The organism is Achromobacter sp. AONIH1, from assembly GCF_002902905.1.
Classification (GTDB): Bacteria; Pseudomonadota; Gammaproteobacteria; order Burkholderiales; family Burkholderiaceae_B; genus Achromobacter.
In genome coordinates this window covers 3352383-3376108 of record NZ_CP026124.1, presented here as the reverse complement: position 1 = coordinate 3376108, position 23726 = coordinate 3352383, and the positions used below count along the sequence as shown (strand labels likewise).

The following is a 23726-nucleotide window of genomic DNA, read 5'->3' as shown; positions in this document are numbered from 1 at the left end:
ATTTCAGATATAGAAAATATAAATACCTCAGACTCCCGTCCCCGCGCATCCCCGCCCCACCCGCCTCATGGACCTCAAGCAGATCGAATATTTCCTGCGCGTTGCCGAGCGCCGCAGCTTCTCACGCGCGGCCGAGATGCTGGACGTGGCCCAACCCACCCTGAGCCGGCAGGTGCGCCTGCTGGAACAGGAACTGGGCCAGCATCTGCTGTACCGCAACGGCCGGGGCGTGGAGCCCACCGAGGCGGGCCTGCGCTTCGTGGAGCATGCCCGCGCCCTGCTGGCCCTGGCCGAGCGCGCCCGGGAAGACCTGCGCAGCCTGCGCGAGACGCCCGCCGGCAAGGTGTCGGTGGGCCTGCCGCCGCGCATCGCCCGGGTGCTGACGCCGCCGCTGGTGCAAGCGTTCCGTCGCGAATTCCCCGGCGCCTCGATCGCCGTGGCCGAGGGCCTGAGCGCGCAGGTCCGGGAATGGCTGCTGGCCGGGCGCGTCGACCTGGCGCTGCTCTATGATCCGGCCCCCTCACCTCAGCTGGCCTGCGAGTCGCTGTTCCGCGAAGACCTGGTGCTGGCCGCCGCCCCCGGCGCTCGGCCCGCGCTGCCCGCACGCGTCGCGGTCAAGGACCTGGGCGCGTATCCGCTGGTGCTGCCCAGCCCGCCCAACGCCATCCGCACACTGGTCGACAGCGTCTGCCGCGCCCAGGGCGTGCGCCTGCAGGTGGCGGCCGAGGTCGACGCGGTGCAGACCATCGTCGAGCTGGCCGCGCAGGGCGATGCCTGCGCCATCCTGCCACGCTCAGCCGCCCGGGGACCGGCGGCCGAGCACGCGCTGGCGCTGGCCGATATCGTCGCCCCCCGCATCGTCAACAACCTGGTGCTGGCGACCGCCCGCCACCGTCCCTCGACGCGGCTGGCCTCGGCCACCGCCAAACTGATACGCGGGCTGGAACTGCGCGCCCTGTTCGCCCCCGGCAAAAGCGCTAAAATGCCCGCTTAGATTTCTTGTTTGGCGGCTCGCTGCTGTCAAAGTCCCGTTGGCGTCTCACCTCAAACAATGACCACTATCCTCCCGAACCTTCCCACCGGCCAGAAGGTCGGCATCGCCTTCTCCGGCGGCCTCGACACCAGCGCCGCGCTGCTCTGGATGCGCAACAACGGCGCCATCCCCTACGCGTACACCGCGAACCTGGGCCAGCCCGACGAGGCCGACTACGACGAGATCCCGCGCAAGGCCCTGGCCTACGGCGCCAAGAACGCCCGCCTGATCGACTGCCGCCCGCAGCTGGTCGCCGAAGGCATCGCCGCGCTGCAATCGGGCGCCTTCCACATCTCGACCGCCGGCATCACCTACTTCAACACCACGCCCATCGGCCGCGCCGTCACCGGCACCATGCTGGTGGCCGCCATGAAGGAAGACGACGTCAACATCTGGGGCGACGGCAGCACCTTCAAGGGCAACGACATCGAGCGCTTCTACCGCTACGGCCTGCTGACCAACCCGGACCTGAAGATCTACAAGCCCTGGCTGGACCAGCGCTTCATCGACGAGCTGGGCGGCCGTTCGGAAATGTCCGAATACATGCGCCAGGCCGGCTTCGACTACAAGATGTCCGCCGAAAAGGCCTACTCCACCGACTCCAATCTGCTCGGCGCCACGCACGAGGCCAAGGACCTGGAGCACCTGAACTCCGGCATCCGCATCGTCAAGCCCATCATGGGCGTGGCGTTCTGGCGCGATGACGTGGCCGTCAAGGCCGAGGAAGTCACGGTGCGCTTCGAGGAAGGCCAGCCGGTCGCGCTGAACGGCGTGGAATACGCGGACCCGGTCGAGCTGATGCTCGAAGCGAACCGCATCGGCGGCCGCCACGGCCTGGGCATGAGCGACCAGATCGAGAACCGCATCATCGAGGCCAAGAGCCGCGGCATCTACGAAGCCCCGGGCATGGCGCTGCTGTTCATCGCCTACGAGCGCCTGGTCACCGGCATCCACAACGAAGACACCATCGAGCAGTACCGCGAAAACGGCCGCAAGCTGGGCCGCCTGCTGTACCAGGGCCGCTGGTTCGACCCGCAAGCCATCATGCTGCGCGAAACCGCGCAGCGCTGGGTGGCCCGCGCCGTCACCGGCGAAGTCACGCTGGAACTGCGTCGCGGCAACGACTACTCGCTGCTGAACACCGAATCGGCCAACCTGACCTACGCTCCCGAGCGCCTGTCGATGGAAAAGGTCGAGAACGCCCCGTTCACGCCGGCCGACCGCATCGGCCAGCTGACCATGCGCAACCTCGACATCACCGATACGCGCGCCAAGCTGTTCACGTATGTGCAGACCGGCCTGCTGGCTTCGTCGGGCACGTCGATCCCTCAGCTGAAAGACGAAAAGAAATAAGCCCCCCCCCGAAGCGCTGCGCGCTTCCCCCCAGGGGGCGTCGCTGCGGACCGGCAAAGCCGGCTCCGCGCGACCCTGATAGGGAGTGCCTCGAATGTCGCGCCTTAGATTGGGTGCGTGAAATGAGGGGTGCGATAGCGGTTCAAGAAAAAGCCCCTCGGCATGCCGAGGGGCTTTTTGTTTGGGCTGGCGCGGTTACAGCTCGACCTGCATGCCCATTTCCACGACGCGGTTGGCCGGGATCTTGAAGAACTTGGTGCTGCGGGTGGCGTTGCGCGCCATGAAGGAGAACACCACGCGGCGCCAGCGCCACAGGGCTGGCTTCTTGGCCGCGACCACGGTCTGGCGCGACAGGAAGTACGAGGTACGCATCGGTTCCAGGTCGATTTCCGGGTAGGCCTCGGCCACCTGGCGCAGGGTGTCCGGCACATCCGGATCTTCCTTGAAGCCGTAGTGCACCGTGGCCTGCCAGCTGGAGGCGCTGAGCTTGTTGACCGTGAAGCGTTCGTCCTCGGACACGTAGGGCACGTCCGCGACCAGGATGGTCAGGAACAGCACATGGTCGTGCAGCACCTTGTTGTGCTTGAGGTTGTGCAGCAGCGCCGGCGGCACGTTGCCGGAGTTCATGGTCATGAAAATGGCGGTGCCGTGCACGCGCGACGGTGGGTATTCCTCCAGCTGCTCCATGAATTCCTTGAGCGGCTGGCGGTCGCGCTGCTGCATTTCGGACAGCAGGCGGCGGCCGCGACGCCAGGTCATCATCAGCGTGAACACCACGATCGCCACCACCAGCGGCAGCCAGCCACCTTCGTGGATCTTGAACACGTTGGCCGAGAACAGCAGCACGTCGAACAGCAGCAGAAGGCCCAACGCCACCAGCCACAGCATCCGCTTGGCGCCGGTGCTGCCGCGCGGCAGCACGGCGAAGGCCAGCACCGAGGTAGTCAGCATGGTGCCGGTCACGGCGAAGCCGTAGGCGGCGGCGAGGTTGTCGGAATTGCGGAACACCAGCACCAGCACCAGCACCGCGCACAGCAGCAGCGCGTTGACCTGCGGCAGGTAGATCTGGCCTTTCTCGACCGCCGAGGTGTGCAGGATCTGCATGCGCGGCCAGAAACCCAGCTGCACGGCCTGGCGCGTCACCGAGTAGGCTCCCGAGATCACCGCCTGCGACGCCACCACGGTGGCCACGGTGGCCAACGCCACCAGCGGCGCCAGGCCCCAGTCGGGCGCCATCAGGAAGAAGGGATTGCGGATCGCCTCGGGATCGCGCAGCAGCAGCGCGCCCTGGCCAAAATAGCACAGCGTCAGCGCCGGCATCACCATGCTGAACCAGGCGCGGCGGATGGCCGGGCGGCCGAAGTGGCCCATATCGGCGTACAGCGCCTCGGCGCCGGTCAGCGCCAGCACCACGGCGCCCAGCAGCACGAAGCTGATCCAGGGGAATTCGACGATGAAGCGCAAGCCCCACATGGGATTGAGCGCACTGAGCACTTCCGGCGTCTGCCAGACCTGCCAGCCGCCCAGCAGCGCCAGCGTGCCGAACCACAGCGCCATCACAGGACCGAACAGCTTGCCCATCAGGCCAGTGCCGTGCGACTGAATCACGAACAGGCCCACCAGCACCAGCAGCGCCAGCGGCACGACCCACTCGTCGAGCTGGTGCGAAACGATGCCGATGCCCTCCAGCGCCGACAGCACTGAAATCGCCGGCGTGATCATGCTGTCGCCATAGAACAGCGCGGCGCCGAAGATGCCCAGCACGATCAGCACCCAGCGCATGCGCCCTTCCCGGCCGCGCACGGCCAGCTCCAGCAGCGCGAGCGTGCCGCCTTCGCCCCGATTGTCGGCGCGCAGCACCAGCATCACGTATTTGAACGACACCACCACCATCAGCATCCAGAACAGGATGGACAGCACGCCCAGCAGATGCGCCGGCTCCAGGTCGGTGTGCACGCTAAGCCCGGTCAGGCAGGCCCGCAGGGTGTAGAGCGGGCTGGTGCCGATGTCGCCATACACCACGCCCAGCGCGCCCAGGACGAGCGCTGCCTTGGACGATGGCGCATGCACCACGCCAGCCGGGCTGGAAGACGAGTTAGGAACGCGGACCGTGTCCTGGCTCATGATGTGGGTTCTTGCCGAGTGAGTTGGGCTCCCTTGCGGGGGCCGGGGAACACGACGGATAGTCGCGTTCCGGGAAAATCGGGGCGGCTGGTGAGCCGCCACCAGGCGCCATGCGCATGCGCGATCTCGCGCACGATGGCCAGGCCCAGGCCCGAGCCGCCGGCCGTGGCCGTGGGCGAGCGATAGAAGGCCTCGAACACGCGGTCGCGCTCTTCGGGCGGAATGCCGGGCCCGTCATCCTCGACCGTCAGCGACGGCGGATTGGCGCCCACGATGAGCACGATGCGGCCGGTCTCGTTGCCGTAGCGCAGCGCGTTGTCGATCAGGTTGCCCAGCAGCTCGGCCAGCAGCAGCGGATCGGCATCGATCCAGATCGGCGTGTCCGGCGCCACCAGGTCCAGCTCATGGCGCGCCTCGCGAGCCCGGGGAAACCACTCGGCCCCGTTCGACCGCACCCATTCGCACAGGTCGACGCGCACGAAGCTGTCTTGAGGCCGGGCATTGGGATCGGCGCGCGCCAGCACCAACAATTGCTGGCCCAGGCGGATCATGCGGTCGCTGACCGCCTTGATGCGCTCGGCCCGCGCGCGCACATCGTCCGGCAGCGGCCGCGCCAGCATCAGCTCGGACTCCAGCCGCAGGCCGGACAGCGGCGTGCGCAACTGATGGGCCGCATGGCCGATGAAGCGCCGCTGCGCCGCCAGCGAGGCGTCCAGGCGCAGCAGCAGGTCGTTGGTGTGCGTGACCAGCGGCTCGATCTCGACCGGCACGCCGGCCACTTCCAGCGGCTGCATGTCGTCAATGGAACGCTGGCGGATCTCTTCGGACAGATGGTTCACCGAGCGCAGGCCCGAGCGCACGCCCTGCACCACCACCCAGGTGAACATCACGATCAGCACGATCTGCCCCAGCACCATCAGCCAGAGGAAATCCTCCAGCATCCACATCGACATCTCGATCTTGTGCGTGATCACCCAGGTGGCGATCAGGTCCAGCAGGACCAGCAGCAGGATGGGCGGCATCAGCCGGATGACCAGATGCCGGGCCAGGGAACGGGAGGGGAGCAGCGGACGCGAGGCCGGAGCGGCGGCGGCGGGAAGAATGCGTTCCTGCGTCATGGCCCGGAGCCCTCAGGGTAGGCGGGAGGATGGTCGCGGCCGGCGCGGGGCGACCGCAAACGGCCGTCAGGCCGCTTCGACATCCAGCATATAGCCGAAACCACGCACCGTCTGGATGCTGGCGCCGGTGCCTTCCAGGCGCTTGCGCAGGCGGTACACATAGACCTCGACGGCATTTTCGCTGAAATCGGCATCCCAGGCGGACAGCGAATTGACGATCTGCCGCTTGGTCACGACACGGCCCACGCGGGCCATCAGCATCTCCAGCACGGAAAGTTCGCGCACCGACAGCGCCAGGCGCTGGCCGTTGGCCCGCACTTCACGGCCGACGGTGTCGAAGCTCAGCGGACCGACCTCGATCAGCGGCTGCGCCTGTCCGGCGCGGCGACGACCGAAGGCGCGCACGCGCGCGGCCAGCTCGGGCAGTTCAAAGGGCTTGGTGACGTAGTCGTCGGCGCCGGCATCCAGCCCGGCCACGCGATCGTCGATGCCGTCGCGGGCGGTCAGGATCAGCACGGGAACCTGGTTGCCGTCCTGGCGCAGCTGGCGCAGCACATCCAGGCCGCTCATGCCAGGCAGGTTGAGGTCGAGCAGCAGCAGGTCGTATGGCTGGCCGGCCAGCGCGCCGAGCACGCGGTCGCCTTCGGTCAGCCAGTCGACCGCATACCCCTGGTCGGCCAGGAATTCCTGGAGCGCGTGGCCCAGGGTGGTGTCGTCTTCGATTACCAGAACTCGCATGCCGGGATTCTAGCGCGATCCCGACGAAAACGGGGCGCCAGCGGCGCCCCGTGATCGGGATTCGTTCAATATCCGGTTCAGCGGGCGGGGGCTGGCGCCGGCGCGCCGCCCTGCTCCGCCGCGCCGCCCTGGCCGTTGCCGCCGGACGGCGGCGTGGTGACAAAACCAATGCGTGTCATGCCGGAACGACGGGCCGAGGCCATGACCTTGGCCAGCGTCTCGTAGCGGGTGTTCTGGTCAGCGCGGATGCGGATCTCGGGCTGCGGCTTGTCGCCGGCCAGCGCCTTGAAGCGATTCGGCAGGTCGTCGATGTTGACCGGCTTCTCGTCCCAGAACAGCGCGCCGCTGGCGTCGATGGCCAGGTCCACGGTCTTGGGCTCTTCCTCGATCAGCTCGGCCGCCACCTGGGGCATGTTGATCTTGATCGAGTGCGCCAGCAGCGGCGCCGTGATGATGAAGATCACCAGCAGCACCAGCATGACGTCGATCAGGGGCACCATGTTGATCTCGGAGACGGTACTGGAGCCGCCCCCCTTGCCCTCGAAGCTGCCAAAGGCCATTTATTCGCTCCCGCGTTGGGCGCCGCCGCTCTGGCGACGCAGGGCGCGCACCTTGCCGTCGGACAACGCGACTTGCTGGCCGGTGGTCAGGAACGCGAACAGGTCATGCGCGAACGCGTCCAGGCGAGACAGGAACACGCGGTTGTTGCGCACGAAGGTGTTGTACGCCAGAACCGCCGGAATCGCCACCGCCAGGCCCAGGCCGGTCATGATCAGGGCCTCGCCCACCGGACCGGCGATGCGGTTGATGGTCACGCCGTCGGACAGGCCGATGCCCACCAGCGCGTGATACACGCCCCAGACCGTGCCGAACAGGCCCACGAAGGGCGCGGTCGAACCGACCGAGGCCAGCACCGTCAGGCCGTTTTCGAGCTTGGCGGTTTCCTCGTCGATGACCTTGCGCATGGTGCGGGTGACGAACTCGGAGCTGGAGCCGGATTCCTCCAGCTTGGTGGCGCCGAACTTGTTGTGATGCGCCTGCGCGTGCATGGCGTGGCTGGCCAGGTGCGAGAAGGGATCACGCGCGCCGTGCGTGACGATTTCGTTCTCGACCTGCTCAAGCGAGCTGGCGTTCCAGAACTTGTTCAGGAAGTCGCGCGAGCGCTTGCGCATGCTGACGTTGCTGGCGACCTTGACCAGGATCAGGTACCAGGTGACCAGCGACATCAGGATCAGGATGACGAACAGGCTCTTGCCGACAAAGTCGCTCTGCGCGACGAAATGCAGGAAGCCCATGTCCGGCGTGGCCACGGGCGGCGCCGAGGCGGCGGGCAGCGCGGCGGCCGCGCCGTGCAGCGCGTCGGCGGTCTGCTGGACGGCGCCGGCGGCCTGCTGCGCCACGCCGCCGGCCGCCGTGGCGGCTTGCTGGGCGGCAGCCGGCGCGGCCGGGCTGGTGGTCGCCTGCGCCACCAGCGTGGCGCCATGCATTGCGTTGGACATCTCAGTTCCTCATTACGAAATCGAAAGGAATTTTGGCTTTGGCGGCATAGGCCACGCCATTACGGGTATAGGGCTTGAAGCGGGCCTTGCGGATGGCGGCCAGCGCCGCCTCGTCCAGGCGCGGCGAACCGGAAGAAGAATCGACGCGCGCGCTCACGACCAGGCCCTGGTTGTTGATTTCCACCAGCACCACCACCCGGCCTTCCTCGCGCATGCGGCGCGACGCCATAGGATAGTTGGCGGAGGGCTTGGCGCCCAGGTACTCGACGCTGGACACCAGCTCCGGCTGGTCGGGCGGCGGCCCCTGCTGCGGGCTTTGCGTGGCCTGGCTGCCTTCGGGCGCGCCGGTGGGCTGCGCGGGCGGCGTGTCCGGCTTGGGTTCCTGCTTGGGCGCTTCCTGCTTGGGCTGCGGCTTGGGCTTGGGTTTGGGCTTCGGCTTGGGCGCGGGCATCGGCGGCTTTTCGACCACCGGCTCGGGTTCGGGTTCCGGTTCCGGCCTGGTTTCCGGTTCAGGCTCGGCCTGCGGCTCGGGCGGCGGCTCGACGACCGGCTGCGGCGCTTCCGGCGCGGGTTCCTCGGCCTTGGCGACCTGCGCCACCGGCGCCTCGATCACGCTCACCATGATGGTCTCGGGCTGCTCCAGCTTCGGCGCTTCGGGAGGCGCCATGAAAATGGCGCCGACGACGGCCGCATGCAAGGCAAGGACCACCAGGCCGGCGCCTGCGCGTAAACCGATGGAAGAGGACGGCGATGAGGCGTTCGAACCGTGTTGAAAGCTAGGCATGAATCAGCCGGGGGCACATGGACTTATCTGGCCAGCCAGACCCGAATGACGCGCACCGCAAGGCGACGCCGGCTGACCGGTACAAGCCAAGCATCATAGCTTAAATGCGAATGATTCGCACGTCCTATTTCGTCTGATACTTAATCACATGCTTGACGCCGCGCATGGCGGCGCCTGGCGGGCCGTGCGCGCGAACGCCGCATCGCCTGCCCCATCGCCTGCGCGCAACATGACGCAGGAACACGCGACATGAAATCGGGACTGCATAAAACGGCGCCGGACGATGCGACACATGGAACGCGGACACGGCAAAAGCGCGCGCGATGAAACGATCCGATGGAACGACCAACAGGAACAGCAAGGACAGCACGCCGCCCCAAACAAAAAACCCGCACCATCGATATGTGCGGGTTTTCAGTCTTGCGTGCTTCTGGTGGGTGCTACAGGGGTCGAACCTGTGACCTACGCCTTGTAAGGGCGCCGCTCTACCAACTGAGCTAAGCACCCGTCAGGTTGCCGGAATTTCCGACGCGCAGCCATTGCTGGACTACACATGAAAAGGCCGACGGGGTACTCAAAAGCAATACGCGGGCCGGAGTATACCGGACCGCGTATCTGTCGGCAAATCAGCTGGCGCCGTGGCCAGCCCGATCCGCCTCGTCAATTAGTTGACGGCGTCCTTCAGGGCCTTGCCGGGACGGAACTTCGGCACCTTGGCCTTCTTGATCTTGATGGTCTCGCCGGTGCGCGGGTTACGGCCGGTGCGCGCAGCGCGAGCCGACACGGCGAACGTGCCGAAGCCAACCAGCGTGACCGTGCCGCCCTTCTTCAGGGTGGTCTTGACGGCACCGATCAGGGCGTCGAGCGAACGGCCGGCGGCAGCCTTCGAGATGTCGGCCTTGCTGGCGATGTGATCGATGAGTTCGGTTTTGTTCATTCAGATGTACCCCTCACAAGGTATGTGAGTTTGCCGGAACCCGACTGCATGACGGTCACATTGGAACGGCACGCGTCTTAACGCGAACGCACCGGCAAACGACGAACAGACTAGTGGATAAACTTTTTCTTGCGCTGCAAAGCACAACTTTTAAACTGCTGCGCCGCTTGAAGTTGGACGGCAAAAAGCCGTCGAACCCCCAGCGACGCAGACGTGTATTAGGCCCTGGCCCCGGGCGACTGTCAAGCAAAAACCTCACCACAACCCGCGCCAATACTAGCTTTTAGCCGATTTCGCAATAAACAAAAACGCGCATTTCGGGGTTTGCGCGACAGCGTTCGCACGCCTCGCGCGCCGTGCTCAGACGTCGACCCAGCGACGCAGCAAGTTGTGATAGATGCCCGTCAGTTGCACGATGGACGGATGCCCCGCGGCGTCCTGGTTCAGGCGCTGTATGGCCACGTCCATGTCCAGCAGCAGCGCGCGCTGGCTGTCCTCGCGCACCAGGCTCTGCATCCAGAAGAAAGAGCTGACGCGCGCGCCGCGCGTGACGGGATTCACTTTGTGAAGACTGGTGCCGGGATATAGCACCATGTGTCCGGCCGGCAGCTTGACCGCGCGCGGGCCATAGGTGTCGTCGATCACCAGCTCGCCGCCATCGTAGGAATCGGGCTCGGAAAAGAACAGCGTGGCCGACAGATCGGTGCGCACGCGCTCGGACCCGCCGGACAGCGCGCGCACCGCGTTGTCGACGTGATAGCCGAAGGCCTCGCCGCCCTCGTAGCGGTTGAACAGCGGCGGAAAGATCTTGCGCGGCAACGCCGCCGACATGAACAGGTTGTTGGCGCTCAGCCGCTGCAGGATCAGGTTGCCCAGTTCCTGGGCCAGCGGATGCTGCTCGGGCAGCTGGCGGTTGCGCTTGACCTCGGCGGACTGGTAGCCCGCGGTCACCTTGCCGTCCACCCACTCGGCCGCGTCCAGGCGGCGGCGAATCTCGGCGGCCTCCTCGGGCGTGAAGACATCGGCGATCTGTATCAGCATGGTCTGACCTTGATTCCTGCAATGCTTGCGCGGACACGCGCCGCGAGGGCCGAACAGGCCGCCCCGCGCGAATGTCCTGAATTATCCTTGCAGGCAGCCGTTGAGCGCCTGATCGAAGTCAAACAGCAGGTCGCCCTCGTCCTCGATGCCCACCGAGACGCGGATCAGGCTGTCGGCGATGCCCATCTGCTGGCGCCGCTCGGCGCCCATTTCGTAATAGATGGTGTGGGCGGCGGGCAGCGCCAGGCTGCGCGTGTCGCCCAGGTGCGTGGCCATCAGCACGATGCGCAGGCGATTCAGGAAATCGAAGCAGTCCACGCCATCGGCCAGCTCCACGCCCAGCAGGCCGCCGAAGCGCGAGCCGAACAGCGCCGCGGCGCGCGCGTGCTGCGGATGGCTCTCCAGGCCGGGATAGTGCACCTTGGCCACGCCACGATGCGATTCCAGGAAACGCGCCAGCGCCAGCGCATTCGAGCAATGCTTGGCCATGCGCAGCGCCAGCGTCTCGGCGCCGACCGCGATGCGGTGCGCCGGCTCGGCCGCCAGCGTGCCGCCCATGTCGCGCAGGCCCTTCTTCTTGATCTGCGTCAGGCCCCAGCCGGTGGCCGCCCCCTTGCGGTAGGCCTCATAGATGTTGCCGTAGCCGCTCCAGTCGTACAGCCCGGTGTCCGTGACCGCGCCGCCCAGCGCGTTGCCATGGCCGCCGATGTACTTGGACAGCGAGTTCATGACCAGCGACGCCCCCACCGACGACGGCCGGAACATCCACGGCGAGGTCAGCGTGTTGTCCACCACATAGACCAGGCCGCGCTCGCGGCAGATCTCGCCGATCACCGCCAGGTCGGCCACCTGCGTGCCGGGGTTGGCGATGGTCTCGGTGAACACCATGCGGGTATTCGGCCGGATCGCCTCGCGCACCTGCGCCGAGTCGGTCGCGTCCACGAAGCTGATTTCCACGCCCAGTTCCAGCAGCGTGCCCAGCAGGCTGTTGGTGTTGCCGAACACATACTGGCTGGACACCAGGTGATCGCCCCGGCGCAGCAGCGTGGTGAAGATCGCGGACAGCGCCGCCATGCCCGTCGAGAAACTGACCGACCCTTTGCCGCCCTCCATTTGCGTGATCTTGGCTTCCAGCGCCGTGGTCGTGGGCGTGCCCTGGCGCGCGTAGGTGAAGCCGGCCTTGCCCTGGAACACGGCGGCCAGTTCACGCGCGTCTTCGTAGGCGAACTCGGACGACGGATGCATGGGCTTGTGCACCGCTCCGTGCTCGACGGATTGATGGCGGTCGGAGTGCAGGATGGTGGTGGTGAAGCCGTTCTGGCGCATGATTGACGATCAGTTCTGGTGGACGGAAACCCGGGGCCGCCGCGCATCGCGGCGAAATCCCGCCGGGGCTTGCAGGCCCCGGCGGCATGAATACTGCGAAAAACTGCGTGAAGACTGCGAAAAATCAGGCTTGCCGCTGGCGCACGGTCTCGTACAGGCAGACGGCGCTGGCCACGCTGACGTTCAGGCTTTCCACCGAACCCAGCATGGGAATATTGACGAGCTGGTCGCAGGTCTCGCGGGTCAGGCGGCGCATGCCCTCGCCTTCCGCCCCCATGACCCAGGCCATGGGTTGGCGCGCGTCGATCCGGTGCATGCTGTCGCTGGCCTGGTCGTCGGTGCCGACCAGCCACACGCCGCGGTCCTTCAGGCTGCGCATGGTGCGCGCCAGATTGGTGACCATCAGGTAGGGCACGGTGTCGGCGGCGCCGCAGGCCACACGCTGGACGGTGCTGTTCAGGCCCACCGCGCGGTCTCGCGGCGCGATCACCGCGTGCACGCCGGCCGCGTCGGCCGTGCGCAGGCAGGCGCCCAGGTTGTGCGGATCGGTCACGCCGTCCAGGATCAGCAGCAGCGGCGGCCCTTCGATCACATCGAGCACTTCATCGACGTCCACCGCCAGCTGGCGTTCTTCGGCCAGCGCCACCACGCCCTGGTGGCGGGTGCCGCGCGCCAGGCCGTCCAGGCGCTCCATGCCGACCGGATGCAGGCGGCAGCCGGCGCGCTCGGCCTGCTCGATGAACGTCTGCATGCGCTTGTCGCGGCGCGACGCTTCTACGTAGATTTCCTTGATCGAATCGGGCGCGTGGCGCAGCCGCGCGACCACCGCGTGAAACCCGGCCAGGACTTGGGTCGACGCCATAACTATGCAATACCTTTAGAAAAACGAATACCCGCCCCACACCGGGACGGGCCGCCGGACAGCGCCGGCCATAGCCGCAATGTTACCCCTTAAGGGGCGGCGGCCAACGACTGTCTCGCAATAATGGGACACGCGCCCAGGATCGCCGTGAACGCCCTCGCCACACGAAACGCCTCGTTCCCGCCAAAAACCACCCGGCGCCAAGGCAAGAAGAAAAGCCAAGAAGACAAGCGCCACGCCCTCCCCCTGCGCGCCGCCCCAATCGGGGCCGCACGGAGCCGGCTTTGCCGGTCCGTCGCGGCGCCCCCTTGAGGGGGGAGGCGCGTAGCGCCTCGGGGGTGGGCCTACCTCTTTGGCTTTTTCGCCGCCGCGTGCTTGGCGGGCCGGCCGGCCTTCTTGGCCTCGGCGCGGCGCACCTTGGCGGTCTGGCCCTTCAGGGCCGCCGGCTTGGGCGCCGCCGCCTTCTTGACGCGGCGCGAGCCGTCGTCCGGACCGCGCGCCGCCGCCTTGCGCAAGGCGTCGAAGCTGGTGCCCTGGACCAGGCGGAACTCGATGCGGCGCGCTTCCAGGTCCACGCGCGACACCTGCACCTGCACCTTGTCGGTCAGGCGGTAGCGCATGCCGGTGCGTTCGCCGCGCAGCTCGTGCAGCGCATCGTTGAACTGGAAGTACTCGCCGCCCAGTTCCGACACATGCACCAGCCCTTCGACGTGCAGCGTATCCAGCGTGACGAAGATGCCGAAGCTGGCCACGCCCGTGACCGTGCCGCTGAAGTCCTCGCCCACGCGCTCCTTGACGAACCAGCACTTGAGCCAGGCCTCGACGTCGCGCGAGGCTTCGTCGGCGCGCCGCTCGCAGGCCGACAGCATCAGGCCCAGTTTTTCCCAGATGGCGTGCTCGTGCTCGCGCTGGGTGCGGCCGATGACCACCGCGTGGTCGTCCAGGCTGGGCACATAGCGCTGGCCGGCCAGCAGCGCCTTGATGACGCGATGCGTCAGCAGGTCGGGATAGCGGCGGATCGGCGACGTGAAGTGGCTGTAGCCGGGATAGGCCAGGCCGAAGTGGCCGAGATTGTCCGGGCTGTAGATGGCCTGCTGCATGGAGCGCAGGCACATGGTCTGCAGCAGCTGGTAATCGGGACGGCCGCGCACGCTATCCAGGAAGTCGCCGTAGTCCTTGGCCGTGGGCGTTTCGCCCCCGCCCAGCGTCGACAGGCCCATGGTGCGCAGGAACTCGCGCAGCGACTGCAGACGTTCCGGCGTCGGGCCTTCGTGGATGCGGTACAGGCCGGGATGCTTGCTGCGCGTCATGAAGTCGGCCGCGCAGGTGTTGGCGGCCAGCATGCACTCTTCGATCAGCTTGTGCGCGTCGTTGCGCACCGACGGCGCGATCTGCTCAATGCGGCCCAGCTCGTTGCAGACGATCTTGGTCTCGACCGTGTCGAAATCGATGGCGCCGCGTTTCTTGCGGCCCTGCGCCAGCAGCTGGTAAAGCTCGTACAGGTGCTGCACCTGCGGCATGACCGAGCGCATGGCATGCGCGGCCGGCCCGCCGGGCTGTTGCAGCGCGGCCCAGATGTTGGTGTAGGTGGTGCGGGCATGCGAGTACATGACCGCGTTGTAGAACTGGTAGGCGGTGACCGTGCCGGCCTTGGCGCCGCTGGCCGGGATGACCATGTCGCAGACCAGCACCAGGCGGTCCACCTCGGGGTTCAGCGAGCACAGGCCGTTGGACAGCGATTCCGGCAGCATCGGGATGACCCGGCGCGGGAAATAGACGCTGGTGCCGCGCTCGAGCGCGTCATCGTCCAGCGCGTCGCCGGGCCGCACGTAGTGGCTGACGTCGGCGATCGCCACCAGCAGGCGCCAGCCCGGGCGCTTGCGCTGGCCCGTGCCCAGTTCAACCGGCTCACAGTAGACGGCGTCGTCGAAGTCGCGGGCGTCCTCGCCGTCGATGGTGATCAGCGGCACGTCGCGCAGGTCGACGCGGTCTTTCAGGTCGCTCTTGCGAACCACGTCGGGCAGGCGCGCGGCCTGCTTGCGGGCGGCTTCGGAGAATTCCACCGGCACGTCGAACTTGCGCACCGCGATCTCGATCTCCATGCCGGGATCGTCGATCTCGCCCAGCACCTCGGACACGCGGCCCAGCGGCTGCGTGTGGCGGGTGGGCTGCGCCATGATCTCGACCGACACCACCTGCCCGTGCTGGGCGCCGTTGGTGTCGCTGGGCGGGATCAGGATGTCGTGCTTGATGCGCTGGTCTTCCGGCACCACGATGGACAGGCCATGCTCATGCAGGAAACGGCCGACCAGCTTGTTGGTGCGGCGCTCGATGACCTCGACGATGGTGCCTTCGGGCTTGCCGCGATACTCGCCGCCCGGCTTGACCAGCACGCGGTCGCCATGCAGCACCTTGAGCATCTCGCGCGGCGACAGGAACAGGTCCGGGCCGCCGTCGTCGCGCAGCAGGAAGCCGAAACCGTCGCGGTGGCCCAGCACCTTGCCCGCCACGAAGTCCAGCTTGGTGGCCAGCAGCAGCACGCCCTTGCGGTTGGGCATCAGTTGGCCGTCGCGTTCCATGGCGGCGAGGCGGCGCTCGAAGCCGACCATGGTCGCCTCGCGCTCGACGCCCATGCGCTCGGCCAGCTCGGCCGGCGACAAGGGCGCCCCCGCGCCGCGCAACGCCTTCAATATGGCTTCGCGAGACGGAACATCAGGATCGAAGTCGGGAGGCGCTTCGGGCAAGGAGGTTGATCTATTGTTATTCGAGTCGTTATTCGATCGTTTTGCCAAAGCTAAAATTTCCGTATATAATGCGCAGCTTCTGTGGTTCGCCCAAGGCTGAACACTGAAAGCGAAAGAGAAGGGCCGGTGAAGTTTGCAAGCTGTGTTTCAAAAACCAGATTGTAAGACCAACCGAAAAAATAGTGTGATCGCGGCGCTACCAAAGTTTGAATCAGCAAGACTGTAGTCTTGATTGAATTGAACGGCAGCGTATCACAAAGTCCTGACATCTCTTTATTCAGTGCCCAGGTGGCGGAATTGGTAGACGCGCATGGTTCAGGTCCATGTGCCGCAAGGTGTGGAGGTTCGAGTCCTCTCCTGGGCACCACGGAATTCTACTCAGCACGAATTCATTTCGTTCTGAAAATAAAAGGCTCAAAGCCCCGGAAATCGCAAGATTCCGGGGCTTTTGCTTTGCGCCCTGGTATTTGGACGATGCCGGGCGGGCGCCCTGGTCGCGATATACACCCTGCCCACGCTGTACGCCCTTCCCTACGGCCACGGGCACAGGCACAGGCACAGGTAAAAAAATGCACCATTGCCGCCACCACGCTAGCGCCGTGGCTTGCGCATCAGGTGATGCCGCGCATACAGATGCTCTCCCATGCCCTCGATCTGCAGATCGATCATGCGTTCAAAGGGATCGAGCAGCGCGTCGAAACGCGCCGGCGCCTCGATCGCGTTGAGCGCATGCACGATGGCCTCGATGGATGACAGGGCGCCGTCGATGTCGGCATGGCGCACCCGGTAGCGCGACGTCAGGCCCTCCTGCAGCATGACGCGCGGCAGCGCGGCCAGCTCGGGATTCAGGCGCACCAGCTTGCGCGCGTGCGTCCAGGTGCCGTCGGGCACGATCAGCTGGATGGGCCGCGCCGGCTCGCCGCCGTCCATACCCTGCCCCAGCACCCGCGCCCCGGGACCGGGAAACAGCAGGTGCGGCGCGTAGCCGGGCGCCATCCAGTCCTGCGGCGTGTAGCGCTCCCCCACCAGCAGGCGCGCGCCGGCCAGCCCCAGCACGGCCAGCCGGGCCGTGTTCAGCGGATGGCGCGCTTCGCTCGGGTGTTGCAGCACCACGACGCGAGTGCGCGGCGCGAGCGCCGGGATCGACGCGCACAGGCAATGGGATTCGGGGCGCTTGCAGCGCAGACAGACGGAACGGAACATGGCCGACACTATATAGATAGCCGTCCGGATAGCCGCCCGCCCGTCACGGACGCGCCTCGACACGCGCCGCCAGCCCGGGCCGCTCGGACGCGGCCAGATATCGCAGCAGGCAGGAACGGATCAATTCCCCATCCTCGACGGAAACATCCTCGGCCAGGATCTTGTCGATCACTTCCGCCCCCGCCGCCTCGTCCTGCAGCGCCAGGAAAACGAATGACCAGAACCACAGGCACGTCGCCATCGGCAGGTCCTCGCGCAGCCGCATGCCGAGCAGGACTTTCCGGACGCGGGCAAGCCGCGCCCCATCCTGCGCAAGCTCCACGAACTTTGCGCGTTTCTTCAGCATTCCCGGCATGTGCCAGAACGAGTCCGCATAGCGCCAGAACGCCAGATGTCCGATATAGGACGCCAGCGCGGCCGGCGGTTCGTCCGGCAACGCGCCCCGATCATCCAGGCCAAAAAGAAACAAGCCCCGGGCGCGTGGCAGCGTACACACCGGGTAGCCCTCGGACTGCAGCGGCAGCACGCGCGCATGGGCCGCGCGGAGCAGTTCGAACTCGCCTTCCGTCTTGATCGACGGGCACACATTCCCCCTGAGCAGGTGGAAATACAGCTCGACCCGGTCTTCCTCGGACAAGAGCCTGGGCGCGCGAACGATCAGCGGCGTGATCAGGTGATGGTTGTCGGGGTAGAAGGCGCCTCGCTCGCCGCGCCCAAGCGCCGAGGATTCGTCCTCGATGAATTGCTGGAGAAGACGCTCGGGAGAGCTTGCCATGGCGTTGATGTAGAGTTCCACGAGTTGACGCCGGCTGGCAAGGAACCAGGCCAGATGGCCGCGCGGCGCGGATGGGCCTGCCCACCGGCCGCCAAGGTACCACATGCCCATCCCCGCATGACGCCCCCCCCCCCCCTCAACGGGCCCCGACAAGAAATAGTTAAAAAAAACGCCAGATGACTTGCACACTTCAAAAAAAGTATGCATAATCTCGTTCCTCTGCTGCTGAACAAGAAACGCAACGCGAAAGCGAAAACGTAGCAAGTGAAGCAACAGCGCCCAGGTGGCGGAATTGGTAGACGCGCATGGTTCAGGTCCATGTGCCGCAAGGTGTGGAGGTTCGAGTCCTCTCCTGGGCACCAATTACTACATCACGAATTACCTGCGTGATGCGCCAAAAAACCCCGCATGTGAAAACATGTGGGGTTTTTTCTTTGCCGCGGCCGAAACCGCATCCGATTCAGGCCCCCCTGACATCAGCCCCTGGCTTTCTGCCCTGGGCAACGACCGCCGGCCTCGCATCCCGCTTTTATCCCTTCCCCGCGCACCAGCGCAGATAATCGTCCCGCGTCCACGCCAGCGCCACGCCGACGCGCCGCGCATCGGGCCGGATGCCCGGCTTGTGCACGGCCAGCGTCAGCGCGCCCAGCGCGGGCCAGGTCTGGAACGACAGCGCCGCCAGGTCCGCCACCAGGGTTTCGAGCAGCCGGGTATGCGGCCTGCCGGCAAGAAACGCCGCCACGCGCGCGCAGAAACCGTCGTAGTCGATCCAGACGCCGTCCTCGTCGGGCTCGCCCAGGCAGCCGAGCCGCGCGTCGATCACGATGGGCTGGGGCGCCAGATGCTCATGCGGATAGAGGCCGATCCGGGCCGCCACGGTGTAGCCGTCGACGAACACGGTCCAGCCGCGCGCCCAGGCCCGCGCATCCGCGTCGTCCAGCACGTCACGCGGCGCGTCTCGCAACGAGTTCATGCGAGCAAGGGCGCCGCGGCGTCGAGCAGGATGCGACAGAAATAGTCGGCGAAGCTGCGGCGCACGACCAGATCCGTGCGCTCGTCGCCCGTGGGTGCGAGCACGATCGCCGTCTTGAAAAAATGGCTCTGCGCGCATTGCCCGGTCTTGAACACGCGCGGGTGCAGGTCCAACGGGCAGCCACGGGCCAGCGCCTCGCGCGCCTGCGCGCCGCTGATTTCCAGCACCGTGTAGCCGCTGCCCACGTCCACCGCCGCCGCGTCGGCGCCGGCCAGGGCCGAGGACAGGCGCGCATGCAGCCCGCCGGCCGGCGCCGGCTCGACCGAACGCAGCAGCCATTCGTCCGGCCCCAGCCATAGCGCGTCGTAACGTTCGCCGCGCGCCACGGTATTGGGTTCGGCTGGCAGGCGCAGGCCCGCCACGGCGGCGACGGCCTCGACGAAGGCAGCGTCGGAGGGCTCGCCCCTGACGTTCACCAGATCGAGAAACGCGCGTTCGCGCAACGCGAATCGGGTTGACGCCCCTTCTTGCGCCCGCAGCAGATCCGCCACGCCGACGAGCGGCGACTCCAGCATCAGGCCCCCCGCGCCGCCGCGCGCCGTGCCGGCGGCCGCCACCATATCCGTTTCACTCCGCATGCTGTCGCTCCCCTTGGGCATCGTAGAAAACCGGGCTGGCGATGACGGCGATCGCGCCGCGACCATCGGCCAGCGACACTTCGACGCGTTCGCCCATCCGGTCCAGGCCGCCCCGCACCAGCGCCAGCGCGATCGAACGGCGCAGGATGGGACTGTAGTAGCTGGACGTCACATGTCCGATCATGGGCGTGGGCTCGCCCGGCGTCACGCGCAGATCGCGCTCGACGATCTGCGCCCCTTCGGGCAGCACGCGCTGCGCGTCCTCGGTCAGGAGGCCCACGAACTGCTTGCGCCCCGGCTTGGCCGTATCCGAGCGCGCCAGCGAGCGCTTGCCCAGGCAATCCTTGGTCTTGGCCACCAGCCCGCCCATGCCCAGGTCCTGCGGCGTGACCGAGCCGTCGGTGTCCTGCCCGACGATGATGTAGCCCTTCTCCGCGCGCAGCACGTGCATGGTCTCGGTGCCGTAGGGCGTGATGCCGAATTCCTCGCCCGCCGCCATCAGGGCCTCCCAGACCGCGCGGCCGGCATTCGCGGGCACGTTCACCTCGTAGGCGCGCTCGCCGGAAAAGCTGATCCGCATCACGCGCGCCGGAACGCCGGCGGCCAGGCCGTCCCGATAGCTCATGAAGGGAAACGCCTCGTTCGAGAAATCGATGTCGCCGCAGACCTTGCGCAGCACCGCGCGGCTTTTCGGACCGGCGACCGCGAAGGTGGCCCAATGATCGGTCACCGAGGCCAGCCGGACTTTCAGCTGCGGCCATTCGGTCTGCAGCCAGCGCTCCATCCAGGACAGCACGCGCGCCGCGCCGCCCGTGGTGGTGGTCATCATGAAGTGATGCTCGCCCAGCCTTGTCGTGACGCCATCGTCGAACACCATGCCGTTCTCGTCCAGCATCAGCCCGTAGCGGCATTTGCCGATCTCGAGCTTGCCCCAGGGATTGGTGTACATCCAGTTCAGCAAGGCCACCGCGTCCGGTCCCTGGATATCGATCTTGCCCAGCGTGGAGGCATCCAGGATGCCGACGCCGTTGCGCACCGCCAGGCACTCGCGGCGCACGGCGGCGTGCAGGTCCTCGCCCCGCCGCGGGTAGTACCAGGGCCGCTTCCAGTTGCCCACGTCCTCGAACAGCGCGCCGCGCCCGGCGTGCCACTCATGCAGGCAGGTCTTGCGCACCGGATCGAGGAACTCGCCCAGCTCGCGTCCGGCGAAGGCGCCGAACGAGACCGGCGTGTAGTTCGGCCGGTAGGTGGTGGTGCCAGTCTCGGGGATGGACTTGCCCAGGGCCTGCGCCAGGATGGCCATGCCGTTGATGTTGCCGAGCTTGCCCTGATCCGTGCCGAAGCCCATCGCCGTATAGCGCTTGACATGCTCGACGGATTCGAAGCCTTCGCGCGCGGCCAGCAGGATGTCGGACGCCGCCACGTCGTTCTGGAAGTCGACGAACTGCTTGGGGCCGCGCGCGGCCGCGTCCGGACCGCCCGCCAGCCACAGCGGCATCAGCGCGTCCTCGGCGGTGGACGCCGCCCGGGGAACGGGCAGCGCCGTCGAGACGGAGAAGCCGGCGGCGCTGGCGGCTTCGGCGCCAGCGCGGGTTGCCTGCGCCAGCGCGAGACACAGGTCGAACTCGCCGGCCGCCGCCCCCACGCTGGCCTCGGCCTGCACGCTTTTGCCGGGCACGAAGCAGGCCTTGCGCTCCAGCCACTGCGGCTTGCCGCCGGATTGCGCGTGCAGGTGCAGCACCGGACTCAGGCCGCCCGACATCGCCAGCAGATCGCATGGCAAGGTCGCGACGCGCCCGCCGGACTGGCCCTTGGCATACGCGTGCACATCGACGGACGCGACCCGCCGCTTGCCGTGCGCGGCCATCACGACGGCGCCGGCCATCACGGTCACGCCCAGGCGCCGGGCGGCGTCCGGCAGGATGCCGTCGACCGGGGCGCGGGCATCCACCACGACGACCCGGGCGCCGCAATCGGCCAGATCGATGGCCGCCTGATAGGCGCGGTCATTGTTGGTGAACAGCACCGCATCGCGCCCGGGCAGCACGCCATAACGATGGATATAGGCCGACACGGCCGAGGCCAGCATCACGCCAGGCAGGTCGTTGTTGCCGAACACCAGCGGACGCTCGTGCGCGCCGGTCGCCAGGATCACCCGTCCGGCCCGGATCTTCCACAGCAGCTCGCGCGAACCCGCGCGCATCCGCACCGGCAGATGATCGGTCAGCCGCTGGGCGACGGTCACCAGGTTGTGGTCATGGTAGCCGAAGGCCGTGCCGCGCGTCAGGATCCGGACATCGGATCGCTGGCGCAGGCCCGCCTCGACGCGCCCGGCCCAGCGCAATGCCGGCTCGCCGTCGATCTCGGCCGGGCAGGACAACAGGCTGCCGCCCAGCTCGCGCTGTTCGTCCACCAGGATCACGCGCGCGCCGGTCGCGGCTGCCGCGTCGGCGGCCGCCAATCCCGCCGGTCCGCCGCCCACCACCAGCACATCGCAATGGGCGTAGCGCTTGTCGTAGCGCTCGGCATCGCGGGCATCCGGCGCGCTGCCCAGGCCGGCGGCCGCGCGGATCCTGGCCTCGTAACGGGGCCACAGGCGGCGCGGCCACATGAAGGTCTTGTAATAGAAGCCGGCGGGCAGGAAGCGCGCCAGCCGCTGGTTGATGGCCAGGCGGTCGCGCTCCAGCGACGGTTCCGCATTCACGCTGGACGCCGCCAGGCCCTGGTACAGCTCGATCTCGGTGGCGCGCGCATTCGGCACGCTGTATGGCCCGGCTTCGAGCTGCACAACGGCGTTGGGTTCCTCCACCCCCGCCGCGACGATGCCGCGCGGGCGGTGGTACTTGAAGCTGCGGGCGACGAAACGCAGGCCATTGGCCAACAGCGCCGAGGCCAGCGTGTCGCCCGGGTACCCCTGGTACGCCACGCCGTTGAACGTGAAATGCAGGGGCTGGGAACGGTCGATGCGCCCCCCTGCCTCCAGTCGGTCGACCTGTTTCATTGCGCGCCTCCCTGCCCGGCGGCATCGGCCCCGGCGGCGGACGCGCCCGGCACGAAGGTCTCATAACCCAGGATCTGGTAGCTGACGGTATCGCGCAGCACCTTGAACCAGCGGCGGCAACCCTGCGCGTGCACCCACTGCTCGCGATGCGGGCCACGGGGATTCCTGCGCATGAACAGGTAGTCGCCCCATTCACGGTCGGTGAGTTGTTCGGGATGCAGCGGGCGCGCGATGTCGGCCTCGCCGCCGCAGGAGAATTCGGACTCCGCGCGCGGGCCGCAGTAAGGACATTCGATCAGCAGCATGCAGCTCTCCAGGCAGGGTTCAGTGCGCGACGGCGGCGGCGCCGTGCTCGTCGATCAGGTGGCCGGTATAGAAGCGGTCCAGCGAGAACGGCGCGTTCAGCGGATGGGGCGCGTCGCGCGCGATGGTGTGGGCGTACACCCAGCCCGATCCCGGCGTGGCCTTGAAGCCGCCCGTGCCCCAGCCACAGTTGAAGTACAGCCCCTGGACCGGGGTCTTGCTGATGATGGGGCAGGCGTCGGGCGACACGTCGACGATGCCGCCCCACTGGCGGTTCATGCGCACGCGCGAGAAGGCGGGGAACATTTCCACGATCGCGCCCAGCGTGCCCTCGATGATCTGGAAGCTGCCGCGCTGCCCGAAGCCGGTGTACTGGTCGATGCCCGCGCCGATGACCAGATCGCCCTTGTCCGACTGACTGATGTAGGCATGGACGGCGTTGGACATGATCACGGAGTTGAGCACCGGCTTGAGCGGCTCGGATACCAGCGCCTGCAACGGATGGCTTTCCAGTGGCAGGCGCACGCCGGCCATGTCGGCGAGCGTGGTGGTGTTGCCGGCGGCCACCACGGCGACCTTGGCGGCCTTGATGTAGCCCTGCGTGGTCTCGACGCCGACCACCGCCCCGCCCTCGCGGCGGATGCCGGTCACCTGGCAGTTCTGGATGATGTGGACGCCGGCGCGGTCGGCGCCGCGCGCGTAGCCCCAGGCCACCGCGTCATGCCGGGCCACGCCCGCGCGCCGCTGGATCGACGCGCCCAGCACCGGGTAGCGGCTGTCCAGGTTGATGGCGGGTTCGATTTCCTGGACCTGGGCGGGCGTGAGGAACTCGGCGTCGATGCCGTTGAGCCGGTTGGCGTTCACGCGCCGCTGGGTGTCGCGCACGTCCTGCAGGGTGTGCGCCAGGTTCATCACGCCGCGCTGGCTGAACATCACGTTGTAGTTCAGGTCCTGCGACAGCCCTTCCCACAGCTTCATCGCCTTTTCATAGAGCGCGGCCGATTCGTCCCACAGGTAATTGGAACGCACGATGGTGGTGTTGCGGGCCGTGTTGCCGCCCCCGATCCAGCCCTTTTCCAGCACGGCCACGTTGGTGATGCCGTGCTCCTTGGCCAGGTAATAGGCGGTGGCCAGGCCATGGCCGCCGCCGCCGACGATGACCACGTCGTAGGCGGCGCGCGGCGCCGGACTCTTCCACTGGCGCTGCCAGTTCTGGTGATAGGACAGCCCGTTGCGCAACAGGCTGAAAATGGAATAACGGCTCATGTCCCGGA

General features: G+C 67.3%; 20 protein-coding genes and 3 tRNA genes. 4 read left to right on the top strand and 19 right to left on the bottom strand.

The window, feature by feature from the left end; all coding sequences use genetic code 11:
• The first annotated feature begins 67 nt into the window (after positions 1-67).
• Positions 68-994 (top strand): LysR substrate-binding domain-containing protein, encoded by a 927-nt coding sequence (locus C2U31_RS15510; RefSeq protein ID WP_103273577.1) that lies wholly within the window; start codon positions 68-70, stop codon positions 992-994.
• Positions 995-1051: 57 nt separating this feature from the next.
• Positions 1052-2386 carry an argininosuccinate synthase gene (gene argG / locus C2U31_RS15505; RefSeq protein ID WP_103273576.1) on the top strand — a complete coding sequence of 445 codons (1335 nt, stop codon included), beginning with the start codon at positions 1052-1054 and terminating at the stop codon, positions 2384-2386.
• 195 nt (positions 2387-2581) lie between these two features.
• On the opposite strand, the gene C2U31_RS15500 is transcribed toward argG, so the two are convergent.
• The 12 genes from C2U31_RS15500 to rnr form a co-directional block, all read right to left on the bottom strand.
• Positions 2582-4510, bottom strand: a complete 1929-nt coding sequence (locus tag C2U31_RS15500) for a potassium transporter Kup (protein ID WP_103273575.1) — start codon at positions 4508-4510, stop codon at positions 2582-2584.
• The gene (locus C2U31_RS15495; RefSeq protein WP_103276389.1) at positions 4507-5532 is read right to left on the bottom strand and encodes a HAMP domain-containing sensor histidine kinase; all 1026 of its coding nucleotides are present in this window, start codon (positions 5530-5532) and stop codon (positions 4507-4509) included. The genes C2U31_RS15500 and C2U31_RS15495 overlap by 4 nt, the downstream gene beginning before the upstream one ends.
• Positions 5533-5694: 162 nt before the next feature.
• Positions 5695-6366: a response regulator transcription factor gene (locus C2U31_RS15490; RefSeq protein WP_103273574.1), complete on the bottom strand. Its 672-nt coding sequence runs from the start codon at positions 6364-6366 to the stop codon at positions 5695-5697.
• Positions 6367-6443: 77 nt separating this feature from the next.
• Entirely contained in the window at positions 6444-6926 is a 483-nt protein-coding gene (locus C2U31_RS15485) for a biopolymer transporter ExbD (RefSeq protein ID WP_103273573.1), read from the bottom strand.
• Positions 6927-7865 (bottom strand): MotA/TolQ/ExbB proton channel family protein, encoded by a 939-nt coding sequence (locus C2U31_RS15480; protein ID WP_103273572.1) that lies wholly within the window; start codon positions 7863-7865, stop codon positions 6927-6929.
• 1 nt (position 7866) lies between these two features.
• Entirely contained in the window at positions 7867-8649 is a 783-nt protein-coding gene (locus tag C2U31_RS15475) for an energy transducer TonB (RefSeq protein ID WP_103273571.1), read from the bottom strand.
• 431 nt (positions 8650-9080) lie between these two features.
• Positions 9081-9156, bottom strand: a tRNA-Val gene (locus C2U31_RS15470).
• 157 nt (positions 9157-9313) lie between these two features.
• The gene (locus tag C2U31_RS15465; RefSeq protein WP_003812968.1) at positions 9314-9586 is read right to left on the bottom strand and encodes an HU family DNA-binding protein; all 273 of its coding nucleotides are present in this window, start codon (positions 9584-9586) and stop codon (positions 9314-9316) included.
• Positions 9587-9946: 360 nt separating this feature from the next.
• On the bottom strand, positions 9947-10627 hold the full coding sequence (locus C2U31_RS15460; RefSeq protein ID WP_103273570.1) for a Fe2+-dependent dioxygenase: 681 nt from the start codon (positions 10625-10627) through the stop codon (positions 9947-9949).
• Positions 10628-10708: 81 nt separating this feature from the next.
• Positions 10709-11953 carry a cystathionine gamma-synthase family protein gene (locus C2U31_RS15455; RefSeq protein ID WP_103273569.1) on the bottom strand — a complete coding sequence of 415 codons (1245 nt, stop codon included), beginning with the start codon at positions 11951-11953 and terminating at the stop codon, positions 10709-10711.
• A 124-nt stretch (positions 11954-12077) separates the two neighbouring features.
• Positions 12078-12815: a 23S rRNA (guanosine(2251)-2'-O)-methyltransferase RlmB gene (gene rlmB / locus C2U31_RS15450; RefSeq protein ID WP_103273568.1), complete on the bottom strand. Its 738-nt coding sequence runs from the start codon at positions 12813-12815 to the stop codon at positions 12078-12080.
• A gap of 344 nt (positions 12816-13159) precedes the next feature.
• Positions 13160-15607: a ribonuclease R gene (gene rnr / locus C2U31_RS15445; protein ID WP_103273567.1), complete on the bottom strand. Its 2448-nt coding sequence runs from the start codon at positions 15605-15607 to the stop codon at positions 13160-13162.
• Positions 15608-15841: 234 nt separating this feature from the next.
• Here rnr and C2U31_RS15440 point away from each other — a divergent pair.
• Positions 15842-15926 (top strand) — tRNA-Leu (locus tag C2U31_RS15440).
• Positions 15927-16150: 224 nt separating this feature from the next.
• Here C2U31_RS15440 and C2U31_RS15435 read toward each other — a convergent pair.
• Together C2U31_RS15435 and C2U31_RS15430 are read right to left on the bottom strand one after the other, a co-directional pair.
• Positions 16151-16762, bottom strand: coding sequence for a tRNA-uridine aminocarboxypropyltransferase (locus C2U31_RS15435; RefSeq protein WP_103273566.1), 612 nt, complete (start codon positions 16760-16762; stop codon positions 16151-16153).
• 43 nt (positions 16763-16805) lie between these two features.
• Positions 16806-17558 (bottom strand): hypothetical protein, encoded by a 753-nt coding sequence (locus C2U31_RS15430; protein ID WP_158658386.1) that lies wholly within the window; start codon positions 17556-17558, stop codon positions 16806-16808.
• A 256-nt stretch (positions 17559-17814) separates the two neighbouring features.
• Here C2U31_RS15430 and C2U31_RS15425 point away from each other — a divergent pair.
• A tRNA-Leu gene (locus C2U31_RS15425) sits at positions 17815-17899 on the top strand.
• A gap of 167 nt (positions 17900-18066) precedes the next feature.
• Here the strand turns inward: C2U31_RS15425 and C2U31_RS15420 are convergent.
• Genes C2U31_RS15420 through C2U31_RS15400 form a run of 5 tightly spaced genes read right to left on the bottom strand, consistent with a single transcriptional unit; the run spans position 18067 to position 23718 of the window.
• A complete protein-coding gene (locus tag C2U31_RS15420) occupies positions 18067-18510 on the bottom strand; it encodes a dihydroneopterin aldolase (RefSeq protein ID WP_103273564.1) in 444 nt (147 codons plus the stop codon).
• The gene (locus C2U31_RS15415) at positions 18507-19148 is read right to left on the bottom strand and encodes a sarcosine oxidase subunit gamma (protein WP_103273563.1); all 642 of its coding nucleotides are present in this window, start codon (positions 19146-19148) and stop codon (positions 18507-18509) included. Before C2U31_RS15415 ends, C2U31_RS15420 begins: the two co-directional genes overlap by 4 nt.
• Entirely contained in the window at positions 19138-22149 is a 3012-nt protein-coding gene (locus C2U31_RS15410) for a sarcosine oxidase subunit alpha family protein (RefSeq protein WP_103273562.1), read from the bottom strand. The genes C2U31_RS15415 and C2U31_RS15410 overlap by 11 nt, the downstream gene beginning before the upstream one ends.
• A complete protein-coding gene (locus tag C2U31_RS15405) occupies positions 22146-22454 on the bottom strand; it encodes a sarcosine oxidase subunit delta (protein WP_103273561.1) in 309 nt (102 codons plus the stop codon). The genes C2U31_RS15410 and C2U31_RS15405 overlap by 4 nt, the downstream gene beginning before the upstream one ends.
• 19 nt (positions 22455-22473) lie before the next feature.
• The gene (locus C2U31_RS15400; protein WP_103273560.1) at positions 22474-23718 is read right to left on the bottom strand and encodes a sarcosine oxidase subunit beta family protein; all 1245 of its coding nucleotides are present in this window, start codon (positions 23716-23718) and stop codon (positions 22474-22476) included.
• Positions 23719-23726: the final 8 nt, after the last annotated feature.

Coding starts and splice junctions, on each gene's coding strand:
- C2U31_RS15510 (WP_103273577.1), top strand. CDS start 68: ATGGACCTCAAGCAGATCGAATATTTCCTGCGCGTTGCCGAGCGCCGC.
- argG (WP_103273576.1), top strand. CDS start 1,052: ATGACCACTATCCTCCCGAACCTTCCCACCGGCCAGAAGGTCGGCATC.
- C2U31_RS15500 (WP_103273575.1), bottom strand. CDS start 4,510: ATGAGCCAGGACACGGTCCGCGTTCCTAACTCGTCTTCCAGCCCGGCT.
- C2U31_RS15495 (WP_103276389.1), bottom strand. CDS start 5,532: ATGCCGCCCATCCTGCTGCTGGTCCTGCTGGACCTGATCGCCACCTGG.
- C2U31_RS15490 (WP_103273574.1), bottom strand. CDS start 6,366: ATGCGAGTTCTGGTAATCGAAGACGACACCACCCTGGGCCACGCGCTC.
- C2U31_RS15485 (WP_103273573.1), bottom strand. CDS start 6,926: ATGGCCTTTGGCAGCTTCGAGGGCAAGGGGGGCGGCTCCAGTACCGTC.
- C2U31_RS15480 (WP_103273572.1), bottom strand. CDS start 7,865: ATGTCCAACGCAATGCATGGCGCCACGCTGGTGGCGCAGGCGACCACC.
- C2U31_RS15475 (WP_103273571.1), bottom strand. CDS start 8,649: ATGCCTAGCTTTCAACACGGTTCGAACGCCTCATCGCCGTCCTCTTCC.
- C2U31_RS15465 (WP_003812968.1), bottom strand. CDS start 9,586: ATGAACAAAACCGAACTCATCGATCACATCGCCAGCAAGGCCGACATC.
- C2U31_RS15460 (WP_103273570.1), bottom strand. CDS start 10,627: ATGCTGATACAGATCGCCGATGTCTTCACGCCCGAGGAGGCCGCCGAG.
- C2U31_RS15455 (WP_103273569.1), bottom strand. CDS start 11,953: ATGCGCCAGAACGGCTTCACCACCACCATCCTGCACTCCGACCGCCAT.
- rlmB (WP_103273568.1), bottom strand. CDS start 12,815: ATGGCGTCGACCCAAGTCCTGGCCGGGTTTCACGCGGTGGTCGCGCGG.
- C2U31_RS15435 (WP_103273566.1), bottom strand. CDS start 16,762: ATGTTCCGTTCCGTCTGTCTGCGCTGCAAGCGCCCCGAATCCCATTGC.
- C2U31_RS15420 (WP_103273564.1), bottom strand. CDS start 18,510: ATGAACTCGTTGCGAGACGCGCCGCGTGACGTGCTGGACGACGCGGAT.
- C2U31_RS15415 (WP_103273563.1), bottom strand. CDS start 19,148: ATGCGGAGTGAAACGGATATGGTGGCGGCCGCCGGCACGGCGCGCGGC.
- C2U31_RS15410 (WP_103273562.1), bottom strand. CDS start 22,149: ATGAAACAGGTCGACCGACTGGAGGCAGGGGGGCGCATCGACCGTTCC.
- C2U31_RS15405 (WP_103273561.1), bottom strand. CDS start 22,454: ATGCTGCTGATCGAATGTCCTTACTGCGGCCCGCGCGCGGAGTCCGAA.
- C2U31_RS15400 (WP_103273560.1), bottom strand. CDS start 23,718: ATGAGCCGTTATTCCATTTTCAGCCTGTTGCGCAACGGGCTGTCCTAT.